Annotated in this window: 23 protein-coding genes and 2 riboswitches; of the genes, 3 read left to right on the top strand and 20 right to left on the bottom strand. The window is 42.3% G+C overall.

Annotation, left to right across the window (positions count from 1 at the left end):
• Nucleotides 1-29: 29 nt before the first annotated feature.
• From cobM to UF75_RS03730, 12 genes are all read right to left on the bottom strand, one after another.
• Entirely contained in the window at nucleotides 30-818 is a 789-nt protein-coding gene (gene cobM / locus UF75_RS03785; protein WP_045573269.1) for a precorrin-4 C(11)-methyltransferase, read from the bottom strand.
• Entirely contained in the window at nucleotides 799-1536 is a 738-nt protein-coding gene (cobI, locus tag UF75_RS03780) for a precorrin-2 C(20)-methyltransferase (RefSeq protein ID WP_045573268.1), read from the bottom strand. The genes cobM and cobI overlap by 20 nt, the downstream gene beginning before the upstream one ends.
• Entirely contained in the window at nucleotides 1533-2834 is a 1302-nt protein-coding gene (locus UF75_RS03775; RefSeq protein WP_045573267.1) for a bifunctional cobalt-precorrin-7 (C(5))-methyltransferase/cobalt-precorrin-6B (C(15))-methyltransferase, read from the bottom strand. Before UF75_RS03775 ends, cobI begins: the two co-directional genes overlap by 4 nt.
• Nucleotides 2835-2973: 139 nt before the next feature.
• Nucleotides 2974-3157, bottom strand: a riboswitch (cobalamin riboswitch).
• A gap of 255 nt (nucleotides 3158-3412) precedes the next feature.
• Entirely contained in the window at nucleotides 3413-4534 is a 1122-nt protein-coding gene (gene cbiD / locus UF75_RS03770) for a cobalt-precorrin-5B (C(1))-methyltransferase CbiD (RefSeq protein WP_045573266.1), read from the bottom strand.
• Nucleotides 4535-4555: 21 nt separating this feature from the next.
• Nucleotides 4556-5368: an energy-coupling factor transporter transmembrane component T gene (locus UF75_RS03765; RefSeq protein ID WP_045573265.1), complete on the bottom strand. Its 813-nt coding sequence runs from the start codon at nucleotides 5366-5368 to the stop codon at nucleotides 4556-4558.
• The gene (locus UF75_RS03760) at nucleotides 5362-7257 is read right to left on the bottom strand and encodes an energy-coupling factor transporter ATPase (RefSeq protein ID WP_052692986.1); all 1896 of its coding nucleotides are present in this window, start codon (nucleotides 7255-7257) and stop codon (nucleotides 5362-5364) included. The genes UF75_RS03765 and UF75_RS03760 overlap by 7 nt, the downstream gene beginning before the upstream one ends.
• A 26-nt stretch (nucleotides 7258-7283) precedes the next feature.
• The gene (locus tag UF75_RS03755; protein WP_045573264.1) at nucleotides 7284-7799 is read right to left on the bottom strand and encodes an ECF transporter S component; all 516 of its coding nucleotides are present in this window, start codon (nucleotides 7797-7799) and stop codon (nucleotides 7284-7286) included.
• 20 nt (nucleotides 7800-7819) lie between these two features.
• Nucleotides 7820-8614 (bottom strand): alpha-ribazole kinase, encoded by a 795-nt coding sequence (locus UF75_RS03750; protein WP_348983026.1) that lies wholly within the window; start codon nucleotides 8612-8614, stop codon nucleotides 7820-7822.
• 101 nt (nucleotides 8615-8715) lie between these two features.
• Nucleotides 8716-8891: riboswitch (cobalamin riboswitch) on the bottom strand.
• Nucleotides 8892-8989: 98 nt separating this feature from the next.
• Nucleotides 8990-9487, bottom strand: coding sequence for an L-2-amino-thiazoline-4-carboxylic acid hydrolase (locus UF75_RS03745; protein ID WP_045573262.1), 498 nt, complete (start codon nucleotides 9485-9487; stop codon nucleotides 8990-8992).
• 21 nt (nucleotides 9488-9508) lie between these two features.
• A complete protein-coding gene (locus tag UF75_RS03740) occupies nucleotides 9509-9688 on the bottom strand; it encodes a hypothetical protein (protein ID WP_045573261.1) in 180 nt (59 codons plus the stop codon).
• Nucleotides 9689-9710: 22 nt separating this feature from the next.
• On the bottom strand, nucleotides 9711-10139 hold the full coding sequence (locus tag UF75_RS03735) for a hypothetical protein (RefSeq protein WP_045573260.1): 429 nt from the start codon (nucleotides 10137-10139) through the stop codon (nucleotides 9711-9713).
• Between the two features lie 24 nt (nucleotides 10140-10163).
• Nucleotides 10164-11978 carry an FAD-dependent oxidoreductase gene (locus tag UF75_RS03730; RefSeq protein ID WP_197079314.1) on the bottom strand — a complete coding sequence of 605 codons (1815 nt, stop codon included), beginning with the start codon at nucleotides 11976-11978 and terminating at the stop codon, nucleotides 10164-10166.
• 28 nt (nucleotides 11979-12006) lie between these two features.
• On the opposite strand from UF75_RS03730, the gene UF75_RS26110 reads away from it, so the two are divergent.
• On the top strand, nucleotides 12007-13872 hold the full coding sequence (locus UF75_RS26110) for a sigma-54 dependent transcriptional regulator (protein WP_052692982.1): 1866 nt from the start codon (nucleotides 12007-12009) through the stop codon (nucleotides 13870-13872).
• Nucleotides 13873-14199: 327 nt separating this feature from the next.
• Here UF75_RS26110 and UF75_RS03720 read toward each other — a convergent pair whose 3' ends face one another.
• Nucleotides 14200-16014, bottom strand: a complete 1815-nt coding sequence (locus UF75_RS03720; RefSeq protein ID WP_045573258.1) for an acyl-CoA dehydrogenase — start codon at nucleotides 16012-16014, stop codon at nucleotides 14200-14202.
• A 550-nt stretch (nucleotides 16015-16564) separates the two neighbouring features.
• Nucleotides 16565-16960: a YkvA family protein gene (locus UF75_RS03715; protein ID WP_045573257.1), complete on the bottom strand. Its 396-nt coding sequence runs from the start codon at nucleotides 16958-16960 to the stop codon at nucleotides 16565-16567.
• Between the two features lie 261 nt (nucleotides 16961-17221).
• Here UF75_RS03715 and UF75_RS26810 point away from each other — a divergent pair, with 261 nt between their 5' ends.
• Nucleotides 17222-17395, top strand: coding sequence for a DUF1540 domain-containing protein (locus tag UF75_RS26810; RefSeq protein ID WP_082074997.1), 174 nt, complete (start codon nucleotides 17222-17224; stop codon nucleotides 17393-17395).
• A 63-nt stretch (nucleotides 17396-17458) separates the two neighbouring features.
• Here UF75_RS26810 and UF75_RS03710 read toward each other — a convergent pair whose 3' ends face one another.
• Nucleotides 17459-18040, bottom strand: a complete 582-nt coding sequence (locus UF75_RS03710) for a DUF502 domain-containing protein (RefSeq protein WP_045573256.1) — start codon at nucleotides 18038-18040, stop codon at nucleotides 17459-17461.
• Between the two features lie 355 nt (nucleotides 18041-18395).
• Here UF75_RS03710 and UF75_RS03705 point away from each other — a divergent pair, with 355 nt between their 5' ends.
• A complete protein-coding gene (locus tag UF75_RS03705; protein WP_045573255.1) occupies nucleotides 18396-18584 on the top strand; it encodes a PspC domain-containing protein in 189 nt (62 codons plus the stop codon).
• An 81-nt stretch (nucleotides 18585-18665) separates the two neighbouring features.
• Here the strand turns inward: UF75_RS03705 and UF75_RS03700 are convergent, their stop codons facing one another.
• From UF75_RS03700 to UF75_RS03680, 5 genes are all read right to left on the bottom strand, one after another.
• Nucleotides 18666-20654, bottom strand: coding sequence for a heterodisulfide reductase-related iron-sulfur binding cluster (locus UF75_RS03700; RefSeq protein WP_045573254.1), 1989 nt, complete (start codon nucleotides 20652-20654; stop codon nucleotides 18666-18668).
• Between the two features lie 93 nt (nucleotides 20655-20747).
• Nucleotides 20748-21581 (bottom strand): alpha/beta hydrolase, encoded by an 834-nt coding sequence (locus UF75_RS03695; protein WP_045573253.1) that lies wholly within the window; start codon nucleotides 21579-21581, stop codon nucleotides 20748-20750.
• Between the two features lie 120 nt (nucleotides 21582-21701).
• Nucleotides 21702-22070, bottom strand: a complete 369-nt coding sequence (ytxJ, locus tag UF75_RS03690; RefSeq protein WP_045573252.1) for a bacillithiol system redox-active protein YtxJ — start codon at nucleotides 22068-22070, stop codon at nucleotides 21702-21704.
• A 79-nt stretch (nucleotides 22071-22149) separates the two neighbouring features.
• Nucleotides 22150-22920, bottom strand: coding sequence for an ABC transporter permease (locus UF75_RS03685; RefSeq protein WP_045573251.1), 771 nt, complete (start codon nucleotides 22918-22920; stop codon nucleotides 22150-22152).
• Nucleotides 22917-23675 carry an ABC transporter ATP-binding protein gene (locus tag UF75_RS03680; protein ID WP_045573250.1) on the bottom strand — a complete coding sequence of 253 codons (759 nt, stop codon included), beginning with the start codon at nucleotides 23673-23675 and terminating at the stop codon, nucleotides 22917-22919. The genes UF75_RS03685 and UF75_RS03680 overlap by 4 nt, the downstream gene beginning before the upstream one ends.
• Nucleotides 23676-23870 lie beyond the last annotated feature (195 nt).

Here is a 23870-nt window from a genome sequence, read left to right as displayed (position 1 = left end):
TACGTTATTATCATCGCTTGCATTTACATTCACTTTTTTGTTCCTTGCCGATATTCGTGTGTAAAGGTCGGGTCATAGAGTTTTGAACGGGCGTACCCATTGGCTGGATCTAAGAAGTCTCCGACAAGAATTTGTGCTTGTTTACGAATCCCTGCCTCTTTGACTTTTTCGACGATCGTTTCTAGGGTTCCCAATAGAACTTCTTCATCCGGCCAACTCGCTTTGGCAACCACAGCTATGGGAGTAGAAGCCAGATAACCACCTTCTAGCAACGCTTGAACGACAGAACCCATATCTTGAACACTTAGAAAAATTGCCATACTGGCTTGATGTTTGGCCAATTTTGCAAGAGCTTCACGTTCTGGAACTGGAGTGCGTCCAGCTAAGCGAGTAAGAATCAAGGTTTGGCTAATATCTGGCAGCGTAAATTCACGTTTAACCGCTGCGGCAGCAGCAAACACCGAACTAACCCCTGGAATGACGGAATACGGTATTTCTTGCTTATCTAACTGTTCAAATTGCTCCTTAATCGCTCCATACATACTGGGATCTCCTGTATGAAGTCGGACAATCGTTTCGCCACGCTTAGTTCCCTCGAACATGAGAGTGACTACTTCTTCAAGTGTGAGATGAGCGCTATCGTGAAAAGGGGTTCCAGCACGACAAATCTTAAGTAATTCTGGGTTGACTAACGAGCCAGCATAAATTACGCGGTCCGCTCGTTCGAGTGCGCGCGATCCTTTGATCGTAATCAGTTCAGGATCCCCCGGACCAGCTCCGACGAAGATCACTTCACCGTTAGTTTTTGTCTGGCTCACTGTTTTCCCTCCCCAACAAATCCTTTTTGACGAGTAACAAACTGAGATAATCAATTTTATCGGCTGTGAAATCCTGTGGTTTAGGTTCCCAACGGATTTTCTCACCGGCTTGTCCAAGGCGAGTTAATAAGACGGCTTTTCTATCATGCTCTTCGAGAAGGGTTAAAATTTCAGGAAGTCTTCGAGAGACTTTCATTAAGACTAAATTAGGGAAGTTGAGAAATTCACCCACATCTTCGGTACTTGGTAAAATAAGCAGAGGCTCATCCCCTGTGGCAAGCGGTAAGTTAATCCTGGCTGCCGCTGCGGACATTGCTGTGATCCCTGGTACTGTAACTATGCACTCTTGAGGAAGTTCCTCCTGAAGGATGTTGAGTAGGTAACTGTAAGTGCTATAAAGTGAAGGATCACCCAGTGTGATAAAGGCCACGGATTTACCCTGTTTCAATTCGGCAAGAAGAGTTAGTGCTCCATCTTGCCAAGCCTTTGCCAAAACTTGCTGATCGGAAGTCATAGGCATTTCGAGTTCGACAAGACGCACCTTGGCTGGACAATGAATTTTGGCAATATCCCAAGCTACACTTTCTCGATCAAGCTTAGATTTTGGGATGGCTACTATATCGACCGCTTGCAGGACATCGACGGCTTGCAAAGTCAAGAGCCGTGGATCACCGGGACCGACCCCGACTCCATAGAATTTTCCCCAGTTTATAGTCATGACGTTTCCCCTTTTCGTGCTGATATTATAAAGATTGGATTCAAGGCTTGTGCCATATGCAGAGTTTGCACTGCTTTCCAACGGACCGCTTGAATAGAAATTGTATCTATATCCTGATAGTTATAGTCAGTGAGTAGTTTTAATCCTTGTGCCACTGTTTCGATCGTCACTGCTGTGATCACGATTCTTCCCCCTTCAATAAGGGGAACCGTGTTTAAAATTTCTGATAAACGTCCATTACTCCCGCCAATAATACAGACATCCACTGGAGGAAGCTCTCCGAAGACATCCGGCGCAGCTCCAGGAATCAGTTGAAGATTAGAGATGCCAAACCTTTGTCGATTGGCAAGAATAAGTGCTTGAGCCTCTGGATTATGTTCAATCGCATAAACTACCCCTTCAGAAGCGAGACCAGCAGCTTCAATACTTATACTCCCCGTACCAGCCCCAATATCCACGACACGGTCATCTTGTGAGATTTGAGCTTTAGCGAGTACTTGCACACGAATTTCCGCCTTGGTCATGGGTACTTTACCTCGCAGAAACTCTTCGTCTGGAATTCCTAGCCTAGCACCAGTCTTGTGTTCAGTGGGTCTCCGGTTATCATGAATAATAGTTTGCTTGGAAAGCTGATGGCTATCATCTGTCGTACCCTGCTGAGAATCGATCCCTGTATCTCGTTTCTGAGCAGGATACAGGATAACAATAGCATTTTTTAACAAGGTCTTTTCCTGAGCCAAATGCTCCGCATCCATTGTCGCCCAAAATTCCTCTGGATAAGCAAGGGCATTCCCAAGCGATATTAACGGGTTATAGCCGCGGTCCAGATAGAATTGTGCGATTTTCTGAGGAGTATTTTCTCCACCGGTTAGAACCGCTGTAGGACGGGTTATCATCTGAGGAAGGATGGACAGCTCTCGACCATGAACACTAGCAAATGTTGCCTCCTGCCATGGAAGCCCAGCTCTCGCAAAAGCAAATTGAAGCGAGCTGATCCCTGGATAGACGTCGATTCTTTCCTCAGGAAATTCCCTTTTAAGTCTAGGTAAAAAACTGAAAAATCCAGGGTCACCAGAGACGAGAACTCCAACAATTTTTTCTTCCTGAAGTGCCTTTCTGATCAGCTCGACACTACTGGCTAGGTCACCGGATAAGGAATACTGGCGTCCTGTGAAATCCGGAAACAGTTTAAGCGCTCTAGACCCTCCAATTAAAATTTCACAGGACTTTACAAGTTCAGAAATTGCAGGGGGCAACCATTCCGGCCTTCCAGGACCGATTCCGATCACCTGTAACATACATGACCCCTCTTCCATAAGTTTCGTTTATCGCTTGTTTAAGGAGATCAGATTGTGCTGACTAGTAAAATAAAAAACGAGCCTGAGCGGCTCGTATGGTTTACCCTAAATAAACACACACAATTCCTATCGCCCGTAGGTCTGTGATGTTACTTAAGGCAGGTTTCCTGGCTTCAAAGCATCGTTCTCTCCTCCATCAAAGTAGTTGATGGTGGATATCTGAAGAGAACTCCTTGTTTACAGTGGCGGGACCGCGCCGGATTTTCACCGACTTCCCCTTTTAGATCCTTTATTACAAAGGAACCTTAAGCATAACGCTATTAAATTCACGAGTAATGTATTCGAACGGATAATGATTTATTCTATAAGTATATACTAAATTCCTCTTTTTCAAAATACCTTCTCAAAAAATGATTATTTAAGTGAAACAGGGGGACAGGTGCACTGTTTTTCCGTCCCCCTGTTTTCCACTGTTTTCTATTATACCTATCAGGTAACAGAAACAACGTACCTGTCCCCTTGTTTTATGTGTCCCCTTGTTTTATGTCCCCTTGTTTTACCTGTCCCCTTGTTTTACCCTAAATAGGCCACGCCCAACCTTGTTCCTCAACTAGCTGACGAGCTTTCAGATCCCAGCCAACTGGTTGACCATTTAATAATGTCATAATCGTTCCAACGCTTAGATCTCCAAAAGCGAACGCCTGGGCTCTTTCACTTGCCAGGTGTGCCAGATGATGAAGTAACTTTTGCTCTCCAAGGAGCAATAGTTCTGAGGTAACTCCTTCAGTCGTTGGAAACTCAGTCAGATGTTTTAAGGTGTCCTGATTAACCCCTGCTAGTGCGGCATGCGCCAGCAGGATTTCCATTCGGGCATCAGCGACACGATTATGAGTATGGAAAATTCCGCCGGAGACTTTTATAAGCTTTCCAATATGCCCTAAGAGAATTACTTGTTTAATCCCCCGGTAGGCAGCTTCTTCTAATAAATAGCCTACAAAATTACTCATTTGGATTACTGCTTCGGTCGGTACCTTAAAACTCTCCGTCGCCACACGATACCCATAGTGCCCTGGAGTGAGAACTATGGTTTTATGCCCATAGGCTACTGCTTGGTCTAACTCCGGCAGGATCGAGGTTTTAAAGGCTTCCTCGGACATTGGTCGGACAATCCCACTTGTCCCGAGAATTGAAATTCCTCCAATTACCCCTAGTCTCGGATTAAGGGTACGCAAGGCAGTCTTTTCTCCGTCAGGAACTTCGATGATTATTTCAAGCGCTTCAGTAGGAAAGACCTCTCGAACCGCTTCAAAAATCATCTTCTTTGGCACCGGGTTAATGGCACTTTCCCCGACCGAGAGAGCCAATCCTTTTTTAGTGACGGTTCCAACTCCCTGGCCCCCGCGGATGTGGACCTCTCCTTGAGGGGAAATATAGCGAGCGATCGCCTGGATTTCAAGCCCATGCGTAATATCCGCATCATCCCCGCCGTCTTTGAGAATGCTCGCCCTAGCTTCTGGATATCCGGATTCTCCACGATGGATCGGTATCGTTAAACGCGCTGAATTCGGCAGAGGAATCTCAACCTGCTTAGCTAAACTGTCCCCCCTGAGGAGCAGACAAGCGACTTTTGCTGCGCCTGCTGCACAGCTTCCTGTAGTATATCCTTCGCGCCAAGTATGTCTATCTTTATCTCGTGCCATCGTAACTCTCCTACTTTTAGATTACAATACCCCTAGATTGAGTTTAAATCGGACAAAGATTGCTAACGTTAATAATATAACAACCAAAGAAATCGTTCCATAATCCCTTGGTTCAAATGAAAGTTCGCGCACAGATGTCCAAGTTCGAGTCAAGCCATATCCTCGATTAAGCATGGCCATTGATAAGGAATTAGCCATTAAAATTGAATTAATAAACATAGGGATCATAATTGGAAGGTAAGAACGGATCGAACCGATAATCCCCTTTTCGTTAAATTTCGTCCCACGTGCTTTTTGTGCTTCAACAATTTGCCTGCGTTTTTTATCCAAGGTCGGAATAAACCTTATCGCGGTTGTCAGCATCATAGAGATTTCCGGAGGAACCTTCATTTTCTGAAAGAATTGAGTAACTTCATCCATAGTCGTGGTCAAGGTCAATACAGTAGAAGCAATCATCATCCCTAAAAGACGTAAAATAAACGTTGTGCCCATAAGAAATCCTCCCACGGTCGCCCCTAATCGGTCTCCTGGCAGGGCATAAAAGAGGACCGCTTGGCTGGAAATCCGATCAAAGCGCCCCGGAGAAAACGTGAACCCTGTCATTAGAATAATCGATATTATAATAGGAATCAAGGGAACCACCATTACCATGAACTTTCGCAGGGGGATTTTTATCCAAAAGGCTAAAAGTCCAGTGCAGAAAACGATTATGAGTTGATAGATTGGATCTTCGAATAGGAAGGACAGAATCATAAAACCTAAGAAGCCAAACATTTTAGTGCGTACATCTAGTCGATGAATTAAGGTGTCCCCTGCTAAATACTCTATTAACATCCTGTCGTCCCCTTACTTTCGAACATCGCAGCAAATTCACTGGATTCGATGAAGGTTTCATGACCTAAAATATCGTTCAATTGCTTTGACAGTCTACAGAACTGGGGTGGAATAATGGCAGAGTCGAGGAGCATTTGTTCGTTTGAAAAAACATTTTGAGGAGTGCCATCCAATAAAATCTCGCCTTCTTTTAGGACAATGACCCGATTAGCAAATTGAGCCACAAGATCCATATCATGGCTAATCATAATAATAGTGGTACCTGCAGCGTTTAGTTTTCGAATCAAAGTCATCATGGTCTGAACTCCTACCCAGTCTGAGCCAGTGGTCGGTTCATCAATGACCAGCAGCATAGGCTTTAAGACTAGAATTGAAGCCACAGCAATCATTTGCCGTTCTCCTTTGCCCAAACTAAATGGATGAACACTACGATATTTTTCTAACCCAGTAACCTGAAGTACTTGTTCGACTCGTTCTCGGATTTCCTTGCCTTTATAACCCGCATTTTTCAGGCCAAATTCTAATTCTTTTTCGACCGTTGCCGAGAAAATTTGATGATCGGGGTTTTGAAAGACGTAGCCAATAGTTTTTGATAAATCTGACGTATCATACTGTTGGGTATTCATACCTTCAACGATAACCTCTCCTTGGGTTGGTTTCAAAAGACCATTCAAGTGTTTAGCTAAGGTTGTTTTCCCAGCACCATTTTGTCCGATCAAAGCCACGAACTCGCCAGCTTCAATCGTCAAATTAATTCCTCGTAAGGCTGGCTGTTCCGAGTTGTAATGGTAAATTAGATTACGTACTTCAACGGAGCTATTTTTATCTGACTGGTTCGCTTCCTGTTTAAGTCTAGAATTCCTTCTATGTACTTGATCTAATTCTAGCCCTAGCCCCAAATCTCTTTCTCGTTCTCTTTCTCGTTCAATTCTTTGTTCTTGTTCTTGCCCTTTCTGTTGCCACTGTTGTTTTCCGTATTTCGGTAAAAGCGCACGAATTAAACCTTCCGCTGACGGGATATCTAAAGGGATTTCAGCAAAGGAGATCCACCCCTTTTCATAAAAATCCCATCCAATCTGACTAACTGGTAACGGCTTTATCCCACACTGACGCAAGAGTGGAAGATTGCGGAAGAGTTCCGTTGGCACCCCTTTCCAGAAGATTTCCCCTTGGTTAAGTACGACGACTTCATCGGCCTTATGAATTAGCTCTTCACTGGAGTGTTCGACTAACAAAATAGTCAAATCTTTTTTCCTGCGTAACTCATCCAACGTTTCATAGATTTCAGCCCGTCCGATGGGATCAAGTTCCGAAGTTGGTTCGTCCAGGACCAAAATTTCTGGTTCCATCACGAGAACGCCCGCAATCGCCAAGCGTTGTTTTTCCCCTCCTGAGAGTTCCTCAGATAAGCGTTGATTATATCCTTTAAGGCGAACTTTCTCTAATGTTTGATCAACTCTTTGTTTAATCTGCTCCAAGGGAACCAAAAAATTACGGGGGCCAAAGGCGGTATCTTCCTCAACCGTCCGACCAATAATTTGGGTTTCTGGATCCTGAAGAACAAGCCCCAGAACCTTGGATAACGATTGTACCGCTGTTTTCCCGACATTCTTTCCTGCAACACTTACCTGTCCGGTTAGTTTGCCCTCTAGAAGCTGGGGAATCAGGCCGTTAAGACATAAACTTAAGGTCGTTTTCCCCGCCCCAGTAGCCCCCATTAAAAGAACAAATTTTCCTTTTTCCACGTTTAAACTGACTTTTTTTAAGCTAGGTTCTACGACGTTCGGATAATAATAGGAGATATTATTAAGTTCAATCGCATTTTCTACATGCTTTAAATGAGCAGATATATCAGTCTCATGGGAATTTGTAGTTTTTAAGTTTTCCACGATCTCCACGGTTTTCACCTCATCATCTAAATGAGCCGACTTCCCTTAATTGCTTTGTAGGCTACTGCAGAGATTATAACATTAAGAGCTGCTCCAACAACAAGGAAAGGCATCAGTCCAATCACACCACCCATACCCATCATTGGAAGCATCGCAAACGATGACACAACCCCGTTGAGGATAATTGCAACGATGGCTGCGGGAATCAAACCGAACTTCTTATTCACCCAGCGATAGGCCACAGCCCATAAAGCCATTTGTAAAGCAATATATAAATGGATCGGAATTGTCATAGGAAATCCGATAACCGCAGCCGTCAATAAGTGTCCAAAAGCAATGACAATAGCTCCCGTTAGTCCTCCAAAAGCTAATGCACTGAAAAATCCGGGTGCAGAATCCATGCCGATGGTTCCAACAGGACTTGGAATCTTAATAAGCGCTCCCACGGCACTTAAAGCAATAAAAATGGCCATAATCGAAAGTCTCTTGACATTCCAAGCGGATAGTTTTAAATCCTTGTTTTCTGTTTCTAAATTATTCATGAAATATTCCTCCTCAAATTTTAGTATAATTGGCCAATTCTAGATAAAGGTAAATCCGGAAAGTTTAAGAACCCATGATTTAAGCCCTTAGTCGATAAAAATGAAGATGAAGACGTGGATATAGATGAAGATGAAGATGATGAGAAAACCAGACACGTGGACGGTCCTGCTGATTTATCCAAGTCGAGAATACAGGAAGGATCAATGCGCAGTCGGGAATTTACAGTAGAGGCAAGTTGTTCAGCTTCTCTGCGTATTCCTCTTGACCCGACTGGAATGATGTCATGAATACTTGGGATCCCTAAAAGAGCCTGAATAGCTTTCACTTGCGCAATTTCCGGATCATCTGGATTGCTAAGTTCAGATCCGACTTTTGGAAGCCCTAAACAATAAACGTCATCTCCTAGCTGAGCTGTTCCTAGACGCAAGTTATTTTTCTGAACCACACCAATGACACTAATCCCGAGACCGGTCTGTTGCGTGGGCATGTTTTTTTCCGTGCTGATTGCCATAGGTAAAGTTTTTAATCCAGCGGATTCTAGTTCATTGTTCACCCCCTTTAATAGTTCATCCCCTGTAGGGTTAGGCTCGTTTGAAATCGCCACAGTCAGCAACTGTGGTACAGCCCCTGTAGAAAGGACTTCCAACAACGCAACTCGGGTAGTCAACTTCCCTGTTACGAACCAAGAAATCTTAAAAGCATCTAATTCCTTCATACCAATTGCACCACAGGAATCACAGGAAGCCACCAAATATTGTGTATTGTTTATCGAGACGACTTCAACATCTCGGCCCAGATATCCCAACTGTTTCACCCCCTTTCCTCAAAAGGCATATAAAAAAGTTCATAGCCTAATCCCCGTTTTCAATTTAGCAATTGAAAACAAAGACTGACCATGAACTTTACCTTTATTCATGACTTACTTAGGTTACTGGCAGGTCTCCTGACTCAGAATCATTGACTTTATGCGCCTTCCCGGTTTTCCAGTGGCAATGCATAAGTCTCCTCTTTACAGTGGTGGGTCCGTCTGGGATTCTCACCCAGTTCCCTATTCTCCCTTATTTAAGGGCACCAATAACAAAATAATATTGATTTATAAACATTTTAATGCAAGTAGGGATAGATTACAAGCATCTCGTTGTTAAATTTTCAGCCATTCTTTTAGTATTCGTTCAAATGACTTGTCTCATTATCCATAAGTCTTTCTAGAGTAGCGTCTAGTACAGGTACTTTCACCCGCTGCCAAACAACTATCTGTTCTGACAGAGAAATCACGAGATATTTTCTTTAATGCCGTTTCAAACCACTTGTCACAGCCTGCTTGACATTGTCCCGGTGCTCCGTAATCCTTGTAAGAACCTATCCAAGGACAGGCATCGTGGATGAGTAAAACGTCATTTCCGTCTTTAACCGATTTAGCACTTTCTCCCATGACAAGACTAGCTCGGACAAAAGCATCGACTATTTGTTCTAGATCTTCAGTATCCCGGCCACGTTTAAGATAACTTTCTGCGGTTCCCTCGCCAACTAATTCCCAAAAGCGGTCCACCAAATTAACCGTTTCCTCTGCTCCAAACTTCTCCTCAAGAACCCTCCTCCAGCAATGAAAAAAATCATGGGAAATGAAAATCATTGAACGCCAATCTCTTTCCAGCTTCTTAAGAGCGTCACTAGTTACATCCGTCAAGCTTCTCCTCCTTATTTCAATTTAAGGCTTAATGCCTCTTTCTTCATAAAACAATTCCAAAGCTGCCTGATATTCAGCAATATCTTCCTCTGAAACTATCTGACCACATTCATAACAACTATTTGTTAAACGGTCATACCAACGACAACCACACTCACTACAGCCGAGTTCTGGGGCTCCACTTGGATTTAGAAATATCATCTCTGCCACCCCTTTCTAAATATTAACGACAAGCACCCAGAAAGGGAATCCCCAAAACATCAATTAACTCTTCATAGCCTAAGTCAAGTAGTTCATTCTTGGTCTTCATCACATAATAGAGGATATTACCATTGCGAATCTGTTCTCTCATTTCATAAAAAGGATTTTCCTGTGCTTTACTATGAAGTGACTCGAGGGCTACATCATCAGCTATCATTAATAAGTCCACACTGGTATTCTGGAAACCTGTGAAGGGTCGATAAAACACCGCCATTTTATCGACTTGCTTTATCCAGATCAGCATGGTTCCTCCAGTGGACTCCAACTCCTTTTTAGGCAATATCCCCAGGCTAGCCCCCTGAAGCATGTCGGTAAAGATCTCCGGCCTACGGTCAAGTATGGTTTGCCAGCCTTGAGCATCTAAAAACATTTCACCTATTGTTGATACCACATAGCTCACCCCCGCATCTCTCGTCTAAATCCGTACTCCTAAACGATATCCCTCATGAATGGCCTGTAAGAGTCCCCGAGGAACCATAGCGTCACCAACCCCATGTAACTCATCAACCATAAATTCAAACTCTTGGAACAACTCTTGATTAGGCTTTCTAGGTGACGCAGCAATGACCGTATCTGCTTCAACAAACGTTTCTTCACCTTTGTCATTGACGACAGTTACTCCACCAACTCCGATTTTTATTGGTTTACTAAGCGTTAACGTCTTTATTTTTAATTGGTCTACCCAAGAGGAATGTCGCCATTTCCAAGTGGGGATGACATCTCCGGCAATCCTCTTTTCCTTTTCAACAATGGTTACTTCTTTACCCTCCTGGGTTAGACCTTCCGCCAAAGTTAAACCAATCTTGCCGCCACCCAAGACTACCACCTTTTGCCCCACGTTTACCTTTCCTCTAGCAACATCGGCAGCCAAAACTAATACGCCCTCTTGTTCTGGTACTGGAATTACACTAGTATCAACTCCGGCTCCCACGGCAAGCACTGCTACATCGTATTGATGAAGAATACTTCTCATAAGCTTAGGGTTCACATCCGTATTGAGATTTACTTTAACTCCCAGCTTATTTAGCATCGTCTGATAATAAGAAATTTGACTTTGAAGGTCCGCTTTATTGGCAATATCATAGGCTGCATATCCTACAAGACTCCCGCCAATACTGTCACTCTTATCATAAATGGTTACATCATGCCCTCGCTTTGTCGCGGCAATTGCGCACTCAATTCCTGCTGGCCCTGCTCCGATAATCATAATCTTCTTTTTAACCACTGCCGGAGTAATAAGGTATTCCGGTTCAACCTCATGGCCTAAGGCCGGATTATTCGTACAAAGATAGGGCAGATCCCTAAATAGTCGGGCAAGACAATTCATACAGCCTAAGCAATGTTTTGCTTCATCCAGACGATCCTCAGCTGCTTTATGCAAAAGTTCCGGCTCCGCAAGCATAGGGCGACAAACTTCCCAATAGTCGAATTCTCCATCGGCTATATTCTGATTCGCCATCACTGGATTAGGCAACCGTACCCCGAAGGTTATCGGAATATTGGGGAGAAGTTTTTTAGCCCTTATGGCTAGACGGTTCCAGTGACCGGGAGGAACATCCCGCCCGATCGAAGATTCCGGTGCTTCTTGCCAACCGACTGTTACACTGATCATATCTACGCCGGCATCACCAGCCATCTTCATTAATTCGAAACATTCATCCTCTGTGTTACCGCCATGAACATCCATAAGCTCGGCCCCGTTTAGGCGTACGATTAAAGGATGGTCATCCCCTTGCGCTTCTTTGATAGCGTAAATCAATTCCCGCATAAAGCGACCCCTGTTTTCTACTGAGCCACCATATTCATCCGTCCTGCGATTGGTAAACTTGGAATTGAAGTTCGCTAATAGATAACCCATAAAACTAGTTATTTCCGTACCGTCAAAACCAGCCTTTATGGCTCGTTTTGCAGCTTCTGCATGTTGCGTAACCATTGCTTTAATTTGTTCTTTGCTAACTTCCCGGGGCTGACGGAAATGAGGTAGAGTTTGAGGTACTACCGAAGGTTGAACACAATAGCCGAGGTCAATTCCTCCATACCTGCCAGCATGTAAAATCTGTTGAATAGCCACAGCCCCGTTATCATGGATATAACCGGCAATTTGTTCAAATTGGGGCAAAAACTTATCGTCAAATAGAGCGATCTGGCGAAAATATGATTTTCCTTCACCCAATGGATCTGGATAGGCACCTTGGTTAGTAATAATCCCACAACCCGTTCCCGCAATCACTTTATATCCAAGTATCTGGGGGGATTGAATGCTAACTCATATAGAATGGAAGAAGTTCATTGAACGGGGAAGTCTTACACCAGATATTCCAGCTCTTATCCGCACTTCTTGGCAAAGGTCTAAGGAATCGAACGTTAACCCTTTTTTAAAAAGAGAACCGTTGACCGTGAGCCCTCAAAATCTCAGTAATTATCAGAAAAGCAACCCGGTGTACATAAGCCTTTCGGACAATATCAAGACAATGATAAATTCTTTGCTAGAACAATTAGCAGCTGCTGTCACCTTGGTTAACAACGATGGCATAATACTCTACCTCGACGGCCCTAAACAAGGGATCGAGGAATCCTATGAAAATGGGTATGTCCCAGGGGCTATCTGGACGGAAACCTCTGTCGGGACCACTTGTACTGGCCTTTGCCTAAAACTTATAAAACCAATTGTTACTCAAGGTTATCAGCACTATTGTTCGGCATTTCACCTCTACGACGGCGCTTCTTACCCAATCTTTACTCCTACAAAACAACTTGCCGGTGTAGTTACAATTACCTGTCGTACTGGACAACTTCCCGCTATCGCGACTATCGCCTGGCTGATAGCAAGTTTACTGAACAGAGTAATGAAAGAAGCTGATTTAAGCAAACAGTTGTCCTGGCAGAAATCCTTTTCCGAATACCTGTTTTCAGCAATTCCACGGGCCGGACTGCTTGTTGATGCCGATGATCAGATTATTTCAGCCAATTCCATGGCCAAGGCTAGTTTGGGGACAACCCCCGTGAAAATCAGCGAACTTGAAAATCATTGGCATCACAAAATAAAGCTCAACGGGAATAACCAATCATTACGGTTTCCAGTGATGAAAGATAAAGAAATCATCATCGCCTCCAATGCTTTAGGTGAAAATAAAGTCCTATGGTTTGAAAAAAGAACAGTTACAGAGAAACCCTTTAAAACTGCCATGAGATATAATTTCGCCGATTTAATAGGTGAAAGCAAATCCTTCCTAGATGCAAAGGTCATAGCTGAGAAGGTAGCTGCCAGTGACGTTAATGTTCTCCTGGAGGGCGAAACGGGAACCGGAAAAGAGATGTTTTCACAGGCAATTCATTACGCCAGTACTCGGAATAGCAAGCCTTTAATCGCCATCAATTGCGGAGCTATACCCAGGGAACTAGTTGTGAGTGAGCTCTTTGGTTATGAGGAAGGGACTTTTACCGGTGCCAAAAAACATGGAAATGCTGGCAAGTTTGAGTTGGCCAACGGAGGAACGATATTTCTGGACGAGATTGGGGAGTTGCCCCCAGATGTTCAAGTCATCTTGCTCAGAGTTTTGCAAAATAGGGAAATAGTTAGGCTGGGCGGACATAAAGTAATTCCGATCGACGTAAGGGTTATCGCCGCGACTAACCAGGATTTGCTCGCCGAGGTACGCCAAGGTCGCTTCAGAATGGATCTGTATTACCGGTTAAATGTGGTTAAGATTACATTACCGCCGCTTCGACGGCGTCCAGAAGATATTCAATCTCTTTGGAAGCGGTTTCTGACAGATTCTTGTTACCAGTTTAAGAAAGAAGTCCCAGAAACCACTATGGCAGTCCAAAAAATTCTTTGCGAGTACAGTTGGCCCGGTAATATCCGGGAATTACAAAACACGGCCGAGAGAACTGCGGTGTTGGTCAATGGCTCCATTTTACCTGAGCACTTGCCTTTTGAAATAGCCCAAAAGTTAAAGTCGCCTGAAGCTGGGACTTCGCTAAAGGTATTGGAAAGAGAATCTATCTTAAACACGTTAGCCATAGTGAATGGCAATAAAACCCAAGCCGCACAAGTGCTGGGCTTAAGCAGGCCGACGCTCTATAGAAAGTTAAACGAATACAAATTATTCGAATTTTCCTAAGAGCTTATTTCAAAGACTCCTTGTCCGCTGGCTTTCTGATCGTTTAAGATCGGTTTTTTGAAGCAATTTGCATTGTCCTTAGCCCGGCTATGTTAATATGATGCCGGGCCTTTTTACTACTTATTCTCAGACACCACAGGGCTTTGCTCTGAGTCGGTGCATTTAGAATGGCGTTGATTAAAGTGAATTAGGCTTTAAATTGATTTCCTCTAGAGCTATCCTAGGTCTGGGTGCGGGGTTTTGGTCCGGAAATCCGACAGGCATTAACGCGGTAATAATGATGTTTTCTGGAAGGGCAAGAATTTGTGCGATGAAACAAACAATATACTAAAAAGCCTCCTCTGGAATGTCTAGCGCGGAGCTGTCCTCCTCTTTAATGACCCGGACCGTTGCCATAACGTCTGGAACAATATTTCTAACATAAAAACGCGCACTGAAAATCTTACCTTTATAAAAAGACTGTTCAGAATTGGCTTCAGTTAATTTATTCTGGGCCACCAAAGCCTGTTGCATTAAGAGACAACCGATATACAGTTCAGCGGTAACCCTAAGAACTCTGGTGGAATACAGAGGAACGAAGCCTGGAGTCATATTTAAGTAACCTTGCATCACTTCCAGCAATTCCTGATAAGCTAGGACAGCTTGAATAAGAATTTCAAATTCCTTAATGAAGTAGCTGCTATTTTTGTGTATATTAATAAATTGCTTTAGCTCAGCGAGCCACTCGTTGAATATGCTGCCATTTTCAAGTTTCCATTTGCGACTTACCAAATCCAAGGATTGAATATAATTGGTGCCTTCCCAAATGGAGTAAATCTTACTGTCTCTGGCCTGGCGCGCTACCGGATACTCTTCAGTAAAACCGTACCCCCCGTGCACTTGGATAGCTTCAGCGATAAGAGTCCATGCCTGATCTGAACAATAAGCCTTAATCAGCGGGGTAATTATTTCGATCCTACGATTGGCTTCCATGACGTCAGCATCATCCTGACCAAAGGTAATCTGATCCATATAGTAGTAACCTTTAAAAACCATCGCCCGCATACCTTCCAGCACGGCCTTCTGTGTTAGCAGCATGCGCCTGACATCCTCATGCTGGATAATCGGAACCCTTCCTGCCTTAGGATTGCAGAACAGCTTCCCCTGTACACGTTCCTTAGCATAAGCGACTGCATTGTTGTAGGCAACTGTGGCTACTGCTAGAGCGCTGTGCCCGGTGTTGATCCGGGACTCGTTGATCATCTTGAACATCTGAGCCATCCCTTGCCCCAAGCCTTTGGCATCTGGAGGTTCACCTAACAGAAACCCCCTGCAGGTGCTTTCTTCACCAAAACTTAGGACAGCAGTGGCAGACCCCTTAAGTCCCATTTTCTTTTCGATTCCAACTGTTGCTACATCATTCGCTTCGCCAAGGCTTCCATCGTCGTTAACCCAGATCTTTGGTACAATAAATAGAGATAGACCTTTAGTACCTCCTGCCGCTCCATCAATCCGAGCAAGTACTAAGTGGATAATATTCTCAGTTAGGTCATGGTCACCCGCTGAAATAAAACATTTTGTCCCCTTAATTTTGTAGACTGATGGATCTTCCGTCGGGTAAGCTTTAGAAAGCATGTCTCCTACGTCAGAGCCGCCTCCGGGTTCGGTTAAACACATGGTGCCAGCCCAGACACCCTCAAATATTTTCGGAGCAAACCGTTCAACCTGTTTTTGAGAGCCGTAGGATTGAATGACTGTGGCTGTCTCACTAGTCAACCCGATGTACGTTTCTAAACTGGGATTAGCTGCCTGTAAATATTCGTGTACGGCACCGAATAAAATATTAGGCAGAATCCCCTCCCCTTCCACATCTTTGTTAGTTGAACCCCAGCCGTTTTTCTGGATAAATTGATAAGCGTGATGAAAGGAACTCGGGACGATCACTTTGCCTTCACTAAATATCGCCCCTATTCGGTCACCATCATCATTCGTCGGAGCAACTACATCCTTGCAGACTTTCAAGGCCTGGTCAAGAATCTGATCAACATCATCCATACTTAAATAATCCTTGAATCGATTCCAGCCAAAGATCTTTTCTCCTTCTATCCATTCCTTGATAATAAATTTGTGATCCCGGTTATGATAGATAAAGTTACTAGACAAATATAACTCCCCTTCTTCCTCAAATTTATCAACATCGACACATTGACGGTGGCTAAATACACAAGAATGCCCTATTTTTATTAACCTTGGAATCAATAAGTAATATATTGCATGAAATAATTTAAGATTGATCTGATTAATATTTAGATGTATAAACACTTATGCAAATTTGGTACCAGCAAATAAGCAAGCAAAAAACAAGTTCTTATGTCCCCGAAACAAAAAACATGTTAAACAATGTTACGTATTTTTCTGAATGTCCCGGCATGTTTGATTTTATCCACAAATTCATTTTGAAAATATATGTTACACTGTCTCAGAATTTTACGCTCATTTGACAATTCTAATAGTCTAAGAAATCACCTCGCCCTGGCCTTCCTCCGAATGAACAGTTAAGGAAGTCTTGCGCATATATTGCGGATAATACTTCGGCAGTACTACGCTACAGGGCTCTATCCACATGAAGGGGCTGTGTGAAACACAGCAAAGAAAAACAGCCTAAACCGCAAGTTTTAGGCTGTTTTTTGCCATTTTGTGTCAAGTGTTCGAGCTAAGCTTCGACTTGCTTTTTCCATAGTTTATATCGTTCAAGGTCAACGCTTACTTGAGAAATAACAAAACCAGCCACTGCAGCATCATCGACCAACCCAGCAAAAGGAATATAATCAAAAATTCCGTCGATAGGCGAAACGAAGTAAACAATTCCTAAGATAATCATCAGGAGAGAACGTTTAGGCATTTCCTTATAGTTGCCGTTAAGCCAATCTCTTAACACTCCAAATAGCAATTGTAACTTCTCCCAGGTTTCACCCAACGCGCTCCTATGAGTCGTAGCCTTTTGTAGTGCCTCATTGAGAAGGCCTAGAGACTTTTTCTTGTCCTTAAGATATTCGTTGGCTATCGCTTTATAGGGTTCCAACCCCTTCTTATCAAGCTTGATATCCATTATGACGTTTCTCCTTTATCAGCTTATTAATCGACGATAAACTATTATTGACTTTGATAGCGTTATCTATTGATAATAGCTTTTATGAATTTGAACAATAATATATCATAAAGCTTCACTTAAATAGGTCATTTTGCAACGCTATAGCATGATATAATTTAATAATCAAAAATATGAAATAAAGTTAAGAATTGGTATTCATGAATCGATACAAACTGGGCAATAATATTATAGGAATTCAAAAACAAAGGAGGATGCTCAATGGCACAACGCGCTCAAAAAATGCCTCAGCCAAATGGAGGAATTACATGTGTGGTGAACACATGCCATTATTATGGTCAAGGTAATCATTGCCATGCTGACAAAATTGAAGTTCAATCCCCAAATGCTCAGAGCACAGAAATGACAGACTGCGCAACGTTTCTTCCCGAGTAATTAATCGTCAGAAAGTTACTAATTAAATCGAATGAATTAAGGCTTGCCCAACTTGGGCAAGCCTTAATTCATGGCTTCATGTGTCGCCTTCTTACTTAAAAGCCCAGCAGAAGCAATAAACTTCAAGGCATCTTCAGAGGAAACTTCGATCTGTTGAACTTTCTCTTCCGGCACAAGAATCAGATTCCCAGCCCATTGCATTGACTGCATTAGGTAGACTGCTACGTAACCCTTTGGAATAAAGGCGCTTTCTTCGTCATTCGTGAGAAATCCTAGCAGCTTAAGTTCATCGGACATGTTAACTACGACTAAACGCGAAAAGCCCTTTTTATTCGCTGAAAAGGAATTTACAGTATCTTTAATAATTCCATAGATACTTCCGAGAAGGGGTACTTTAATAAAAATCTTATCTAAATAATTAAGTAATCGATTCGTCAACCAGTTTGAAGCTAACAAACCGACTAGAAAGATCATGGCCAGAGTGACAATCACTCCGAACCCAGGAAAATATAAGCCAGCACGCTCCAGCAATCCTTTAAATAATCCATCAGTTACTAAAAACATTTTATATAGAATATAGAATGTAATCGCTATAGGAGTTAGGACTAATAGACCCTTTAGAAAAATGCCGATAAATTTCTTCAACGTTCTCTCTCCCTTATTTCTAAATATATTAATACTTAAGAGTTAACGAATTATTATTGATTATTATTGATTCATCATCTAATTCAATTGATTGATATACATTATCTTTATACTAGTCATTTGAAATTTATCATAAATTAAAGCAATTATCAAATGAATCTGGAATATAATGGTTGAATAATAAATAACAGTTCCTCGAAATCCCCTAAATATGGCCCTTGAAAAGTAGACTAAAAAAAATATTATTAGCAAGATGTAACAATTAGATCCCTTCTTGCGTATTAAGAGTGTGAGCTAAAAATAGCCAAGAGATAAAATTCTATAGGCTGTACAATGTTTAAAGGGAGGGTAAGGTATGCCGAAACGTTTGTATCGATCTAGCCTTGATAAACAACTTGGTGGTGTATGTGGAGGATTAGCCGAATACTTAGCAGTGGATCCCAGTCTCGTGCGAATTGCCGCAATACTTCTTCTCTTCGTAGGGGGCACAGGATTTTTGGCCTATCTTGTTGCTTGGCTGGTTATTCCTTTAGATTCTCAATAGTGATCCTTGCTGATCATCACTATGTCTTTAATAACTAAAAAAAACATGAGGTTGACGGTTCAGGTCAACCTCATGTTTTTACTATAGGACATCGTAAACTAATTCTGCGATATCTTTACTTTCAAGATTTGCACCAGAACTGGATATTGCTTCTGTCAACGTCGTTAAACATAAGGAGCAGGCTGTGGCAAGGATCTCAGTTTCAGTTCTTAAAGCTTTCTTTACCAAAATGTCGTGAATTTGATCACCCTTCTGGAGATTGTCATGATTATCAGTCCATAGTCGCCCACCCCCAGCACCACAACAGAAACCCCAAGTTCGATTGTTTTTCATTTCTACTAATTCAAGTCCTGGAATTGAGGCTATGACTTCTCTGGGTGCCTGATAAACATCATTATATCTCCCTAAATAACAAGGATCATGAAACGTAACTTTGCTTTTAAGGACACCCTTTAGGCTTATTTTTCCAGATTTAATGAGGTTTAGAATGAATTCCGAATGGTGCATTACTTGATAATTCCCACCGAACTGTGGGTACTCATTTTTTAGAGTGTTAAAACAATGCGGACAATGAGTCACGATTGTCTTGAATTCATAGCGCTTTAATTTTTGGATAGTTTCAAGGGCTAATTGTTGAAAGAGCTTTTCATTACCGAGACGCCTTACTGAATCTCCGCAACACGTTTCTTCCGTTCCCAAAACCGCATAATCAACGCCTGCCTTCTGTAAAATTTTGAACATTACTTCAGAGACCTTCTGATTGCGAGATTCATAGGAACCAAAACAACCGACCCAATAAAGAATATCTGTCTGCTTCTTTTCACTAAGTAATGAAATCTGTGAATCTCCCAGATAATACTTACTCTCTTGACGAAATCCCCAAGGATTCCCCTCTCTCGAAAGAGTCTTAAAAATTGTTTCGACCTCCAACGGGTAACCCTTGTCCTCAGTGTTAAGACTTCTGCGCATATCAACGATTCGTTTAATATGTTCAATAGACATTGGACATTTTTCTTCACATAGTCCACAGGTCGAACAAGCTAATAGCGTTTCTTTTGAGATCACCTGATCTATGATTGGGGAACCATTGATTAGACCTCTTTTGAAAAGAGAGTTGCTTTGGTTGGCGTGCTTTTTCAAACTTTGTATAACCACCCTTGGGGATAAAGGCGCACCACTCATATAGGCAGGACAACCTTTTTGACACCTCCCACAGGATATACAAGCATCTAATTCAATAAGCTGCTTCTTGCTAAACTCTTCAAGTCGTCCAGCGCCAATCTTATCAGCATCATTAGATAGTATAGCACTCGTCGTTAACGTCCCTGTTGGAGAAAACGATCTGAGGAAAATGTTCAGCGGAGATGCCACCATGTGAAACAATTTTGAATACGGAATGTAGGCGATAAAACTAAAGGTTAAAAGCATATGAAAATACCAAATAAAAGCATGAAATCTCAAAGCCAACGGAACTGATAATCCTGATTTTTGATATACATTGGAGAAGAATAGACCGACTGGTGACCACCATCTCCAAAGATCGTTGGTTGAAAAAATGCGCAAGCCCTCTAACATAAAACCAGTTAAAAGGATTGCAAAGACGAGAATGAGCAAAACTGCGTCATCAAAGGAGTAATCTTCATGGTCTGGTTTATCAATATATCGCTTATAGGTGGCCATCACAATTCCTATCATGGTCAATAATCCAAATAAATCAAGCAGTAGGCTCAGGATTAAATACTTCTTTCCATAGAATAACGGAATTCCAAAATGATCTTGGATAGCAATCACTAACGTTCCAAAGCTCAACATAAGAAAACCATAAAAAACAAATAAATGCATGAATCGACGGAAAGTTCCCCTGAAAACCCCTTTGTCATGTTGGAGGATGGCTGAAAAAAACATCTTAAATCTTAAGCCCAGATTATCGTACTTGATGGGTCGACCCTTATTCCAGCTCTGAACCTTTTGAGTAACGCCAACTATTAAAATTACGAAGGCTATTAGAGCGACGCTATACATAACGCCCTTACCGTTAATATTCCAATATATCTCCCTTGTCGCTTCCATGTTACACCTCAGTTAATTGAAATACCCTACCCCATTATTGGAGTAAGGTATATTTAGAAGATTATATCATAGGTCATTTAATGGATCCTAGTTTCATGGGGTCAGTGAATCTAACCAAGTGATTAGGTAGGCAATTATCTCCGATTTATCGGTTTCGTTATGAAGCTCATGGAATAAGCCAGTCCAAATTTTCAAAGTGCAGCCTTGTTCGATCTGCGCCGCAAAGTTTGACGAAGCGTCAACAGATGTTATGGGATCTGCCCCGCCGTGCATTAGTAACAAGGGTAACTTAAACTGGGCCGCATTTTCGACTGCCCAGAGTCCTGCCTGCTCTACCGTGGTAAGCATTCGAACAGAAATGCGGTCATGGACAAGAGGATCGAGCTTATAGGCATCGACCATGCTTTTGTCATGGGATAGAGCATGAACATCAAGACCGTTAGACAGTGAAAAGGTTGGCCAGACTTTATTTAACACAAAGGCCAATAATTTAGCGAGAGCAGTTGGTTCAACCGTCAATCTTAGCCAAGGACTGGTAGCAATGACTCCCTTAAACTCAGGTTGACGGCGTAAACAATCATTAAGCACTAAGTTACCACCTAGACTATGTCCATAAAGAAAGAGTGGTAAACTAGGAAAACGTTGCAAGCATTCTTGTCTAAAACTATCAATATCATCCAGAAGCCTTTCATAGGATGGAGTATGTCCACGCTGACCCAGCGATTTTCCGTGACCAATTTGATCATAGCTCATGAGAACATAGCCTGCTTGAGTTAAGGCCAATGCCAAATGAGCATACCGACCACTGTGTTCTCCCAATCCATGGACAAGGCAAACAACCCCTCGAACGTCACGTTCCGGTCGCCACTCCCTCGCAAAAAGAGCGGCCCCATTATTAAGTCCAAATTCAAATTCACTGTACTTCATGACTAGATATCACCTCTTCCTCATCCTTAATTCACTAGGCTACTCTTAATCATTATATTCCAATTCCTGTGAATTAAGTAAAGTGAAATAGTTATGTGGCGTGTAAAAATGCCATTCTAACTATAGGTTAAGATTAAAAGGCTGAATTTCCCCTGCCAGTGCTTTAATAAGATTAGCCTGAGTGACTGACTGATGTGAAGTAGTCCAGATGACCTGTCGATCACTTAAAAGTAAAACTTGAGGAGATTGATGTTTAACCCCTAAATCCTCAGCCACCTGATTAGAAATCGGCCGGGATTCAATCACTTTGATCATGGTTACAAGGATTTCACTTGAACTTTGATTAATAAAATTCTGAACCTCTTGCCAAGCACGAGCACTAATTGGACATGTCGTGCTATGTTTAAAAATAAACACCTTGCGTTGAATTGACTCGTCTAAAATTTCGTTCAAAGTTTGAGAATTACTAACTTCTTTGAATTCAGCCATAGTTTTCACTCCTCGTATAAAGATATTAATAACCAAGACTTTTAAATAATCGGTCATACTATGCTCTTTTATCACAGTTTCAGTTCCCTTTTAAGTCCTGCCAACGACAAAGAACCTTTTCCAAGAGATCCACAACTATAAATAAACTAACTCCTAATAGTGCCATCATTATAATTCCTGCAAACATCTCATCCGGAGCAGCTCGGCTCCACGAGTCCATAATGAAGTACCCTAACCCTTCTGTCGTCGCAAATGATTCCGCAAAGAACAAGACGGCAATGGCAGTTCCCATGCTCAGGCGCAGAGCTGTCAGAACATCTGGTAAGCTTGCAGGCAATAGTACGTAGCGATAGATCTGTGCACGATTCCCTCCCAAAGATCGCAGTGAAGAAATCGTTTCAGATTGAACTTTTCGAACTGCATCACGAGTTGTGACTAAAATTTGAAAGAAGACGATAAAAGTAATCAGAAATATCTTAGAACGGTCCCCCAAACCCAGAAATAAGAGGATTAGAGGAAGAAAGACTATTTTAGGAATTGGGTAAGTAAGATAAACTAAAGGAGCTAAAAAGCGATCAATTCTTCGTTCATAACCCATTATTAATCCTAGAGGAAGCCCTAGAAATAGGGAAATAAAGGTTGATATAACCACTCGATAAGTACTAACCCATAGATGTCGGCCCAGATCTGCTTCTAATAACCTTAGAGTAGCTTTCAAAGCAGCTCCAGGTGTGGGTAAAAGAGGAGTTTTAAGGCTCCAAGCAGCGTATTGCCAAAGGGCCAACAAAAATATCGTAGCTCCTAGATATCCCAAGAACTGTCCTTGAAGTTTTCTTGCTTTCCAGGTCATACTGTTGCTCCCTCCTTTTCCAGAAGAGAGCGGACATAACTTGTCTTTTGGAAAAAATCCGCTGTCTGACGATAGCCCATTTGCCCTACACGAGGGTTATCGATTTCGCCCATAATATGCGTGGGTCGACCATCCACAAGGACTAAGATCCTACTGCCGAGAAAAACTGCCTCTTCAATACTGTGAGTCACTAAAACTGTGGTTAATTTTCGTTCCTGCCAAATTTCTAATAAGAGGTTTTGAAGCCGTTCACGGGTCAAAGCGTCAAGGGCAGATAGAGGTTCATCCATCAACAAAAGATCCGGTTGTAGGGTTAACGCCCGAGCCAAAGCCACTCTCTGTCTTTGTCCACCGCTCAACTGGCTCGGAAAATGATGTTTCACTTCCCATAACCCCATTTTGTGAATCATTTCCTCCACGATGCTCTGATACTTCCTCTTGGGTATATGCCGGACCCGTAAACCCAGAGTAACATTTTGCTCTACATTGAGCCAAGGAAACAGCCCATATTCTTGCAGAATAAAGGCTGTTTTTTGACGAGTCTCTACTACTTTCTCACCCCAAATCTTAATCTCACCCCCTGTTGGTCGTAGCAATCCAGATAGAAGGTAAAGAAGAGTGCTTTTTCCGCAGCCCGATGGACCGATAAGGACTAGACTTTCTCCAGGTTCAATCTTCAAATCAAACTGGTCGTAGACTTTGACCTGTGAGGTTCCTTGAATGTAGGCTAGATCGCAATGAGAAACTTCTATCACAGGTTTTTCTCCTTTATCTAATCTCTAACTTTCTAATGACTTATTTCTTAAAACAATCATCCTAAATTGGAATTACAATTAATTACTATTTGGAGAGCAGATTAAATCCACTAACTCCTGATAAGGATAGGCCTGAGAAATGAGCTTTTTATCTACCATCCATTTTCATTACATCTACTAATTTCCTCCTTCTGT

Source organism: Desulfosporosinus sp. I2, assembly GCF_000960765.1.
Lineage (GTDB): Bacteria > Bacillota > Desulfitobacteriia > Desulfitobacteriales > Desulfitobacteriaceae > Desulfosporosinus.
This window is presented reverse-complemented; position numbering and strand designations above follow the sequence as displayed.

What these genes read in the sequence shown, in the direction of transcription:
- UF75_RS03765 (WP_045573265.1), bottom strand. Translation starts at nt 5,368, where the DNA reads ATGTTAATAGAGTATTTAGCAGGGGACACCTTAATTCATCGACTAGAT.
- UF75_RS03695 (WP_045573253.1), bottom strand. Translation starts at nt 21,581, where the DNA reads ATGAAGTACAGTGAATTTGAATTTGGACTTAATAATGGGGCCGCTCTT.
- ytxJ (WP_045573252.1), bottom strand. Translation starts at nt 22,070, where the DNA reads ATGGCTGAATTCAAAGAAGTTAGTAATTCTCAAACTTTGAACGAAATT.
- UF75_RS03700 (WP_045573254.1), bottom strand. Translation starts at nt 20,654, where the DNA reads ATGGAAGCGACAAGGGAGATATATTGGAATATTAACGGTAAGGGCGTT.
- UF75_RS03685 (WP_045573251.1), bottom strand. Translation starts at nt 22,920, where the DNA reads ATGACCTGGAAAGCAAGAAAACTTCAAGGACAGTTCTTGGGATATCTA.
- UF75_RS26810 (WP_082074997.1), top strand. Translation starts at nt 17,222, where the DNA reads ATGGCACAACGCGCTCAAAAAATGCCTCAGCCAAATGGAGGAATTACA.
- cobI (WP_045573268.1), bottom strand. Translation starts at nt 1,536, where the DNA reads ATGACTATAAACTGGGGAAAATTCTATGGAGTCGGGGTCGGTCCCGGT.
- UF75_RS03705 (WP_045573255.1), top strand. Translation starts at nt 18,396, where the DNA reads ATGCCGAAACGTTTGTATCGATCTAGCCTTGATAAACAACTTGGTGGT.
- UF75_RS26110 (WP_052692982.1), top strand. Translation starts at nt 12,007, where the DNA reads ATGCTAACTCATATAGAATGGAAGAAGTTCATTGAACGGGGAAGTCTT.
- UF75_RS03715 (WP_045573257.1), bottom strand. Translation starts at nt 16,960, where the DNA reads ATGGATATCAAGCTTGATAAGAAGGGGTTGGAACCCTATAAAGCGATA.
- cbiD (WP_045573266.1), bottom strand. Translation starts at nt 4,534, where the DNA reads ATGGCACGAGATAAAGATAGACATACTTGGCGCGAAGGATATACTACA.
- UF75_RS03740 (WP_045573261.1), bottom strand. Translation starts at nt 9,688, where the DNA reads ATGATATTTCTAAATCCAAGTGGAGCCCCAGAACTCGGCTGTAGTGAG.
- UF75_RS03775 (WP_045573267.1), bottom strand. Translation starts at nt 2,834, where the DNA reads ATGTTACAGGTGATCGGAATCGGTCCTGGAAGGCCGGAATGGTTGCCC.
- UF75_RS03755 (WP_045573264.1), bottom strand. Translation starts at nt 7,799, where the DNA reads ATGAATAATTTAGAAACAGAAAACAAGGATTTAAAACTATCCGCTTGG.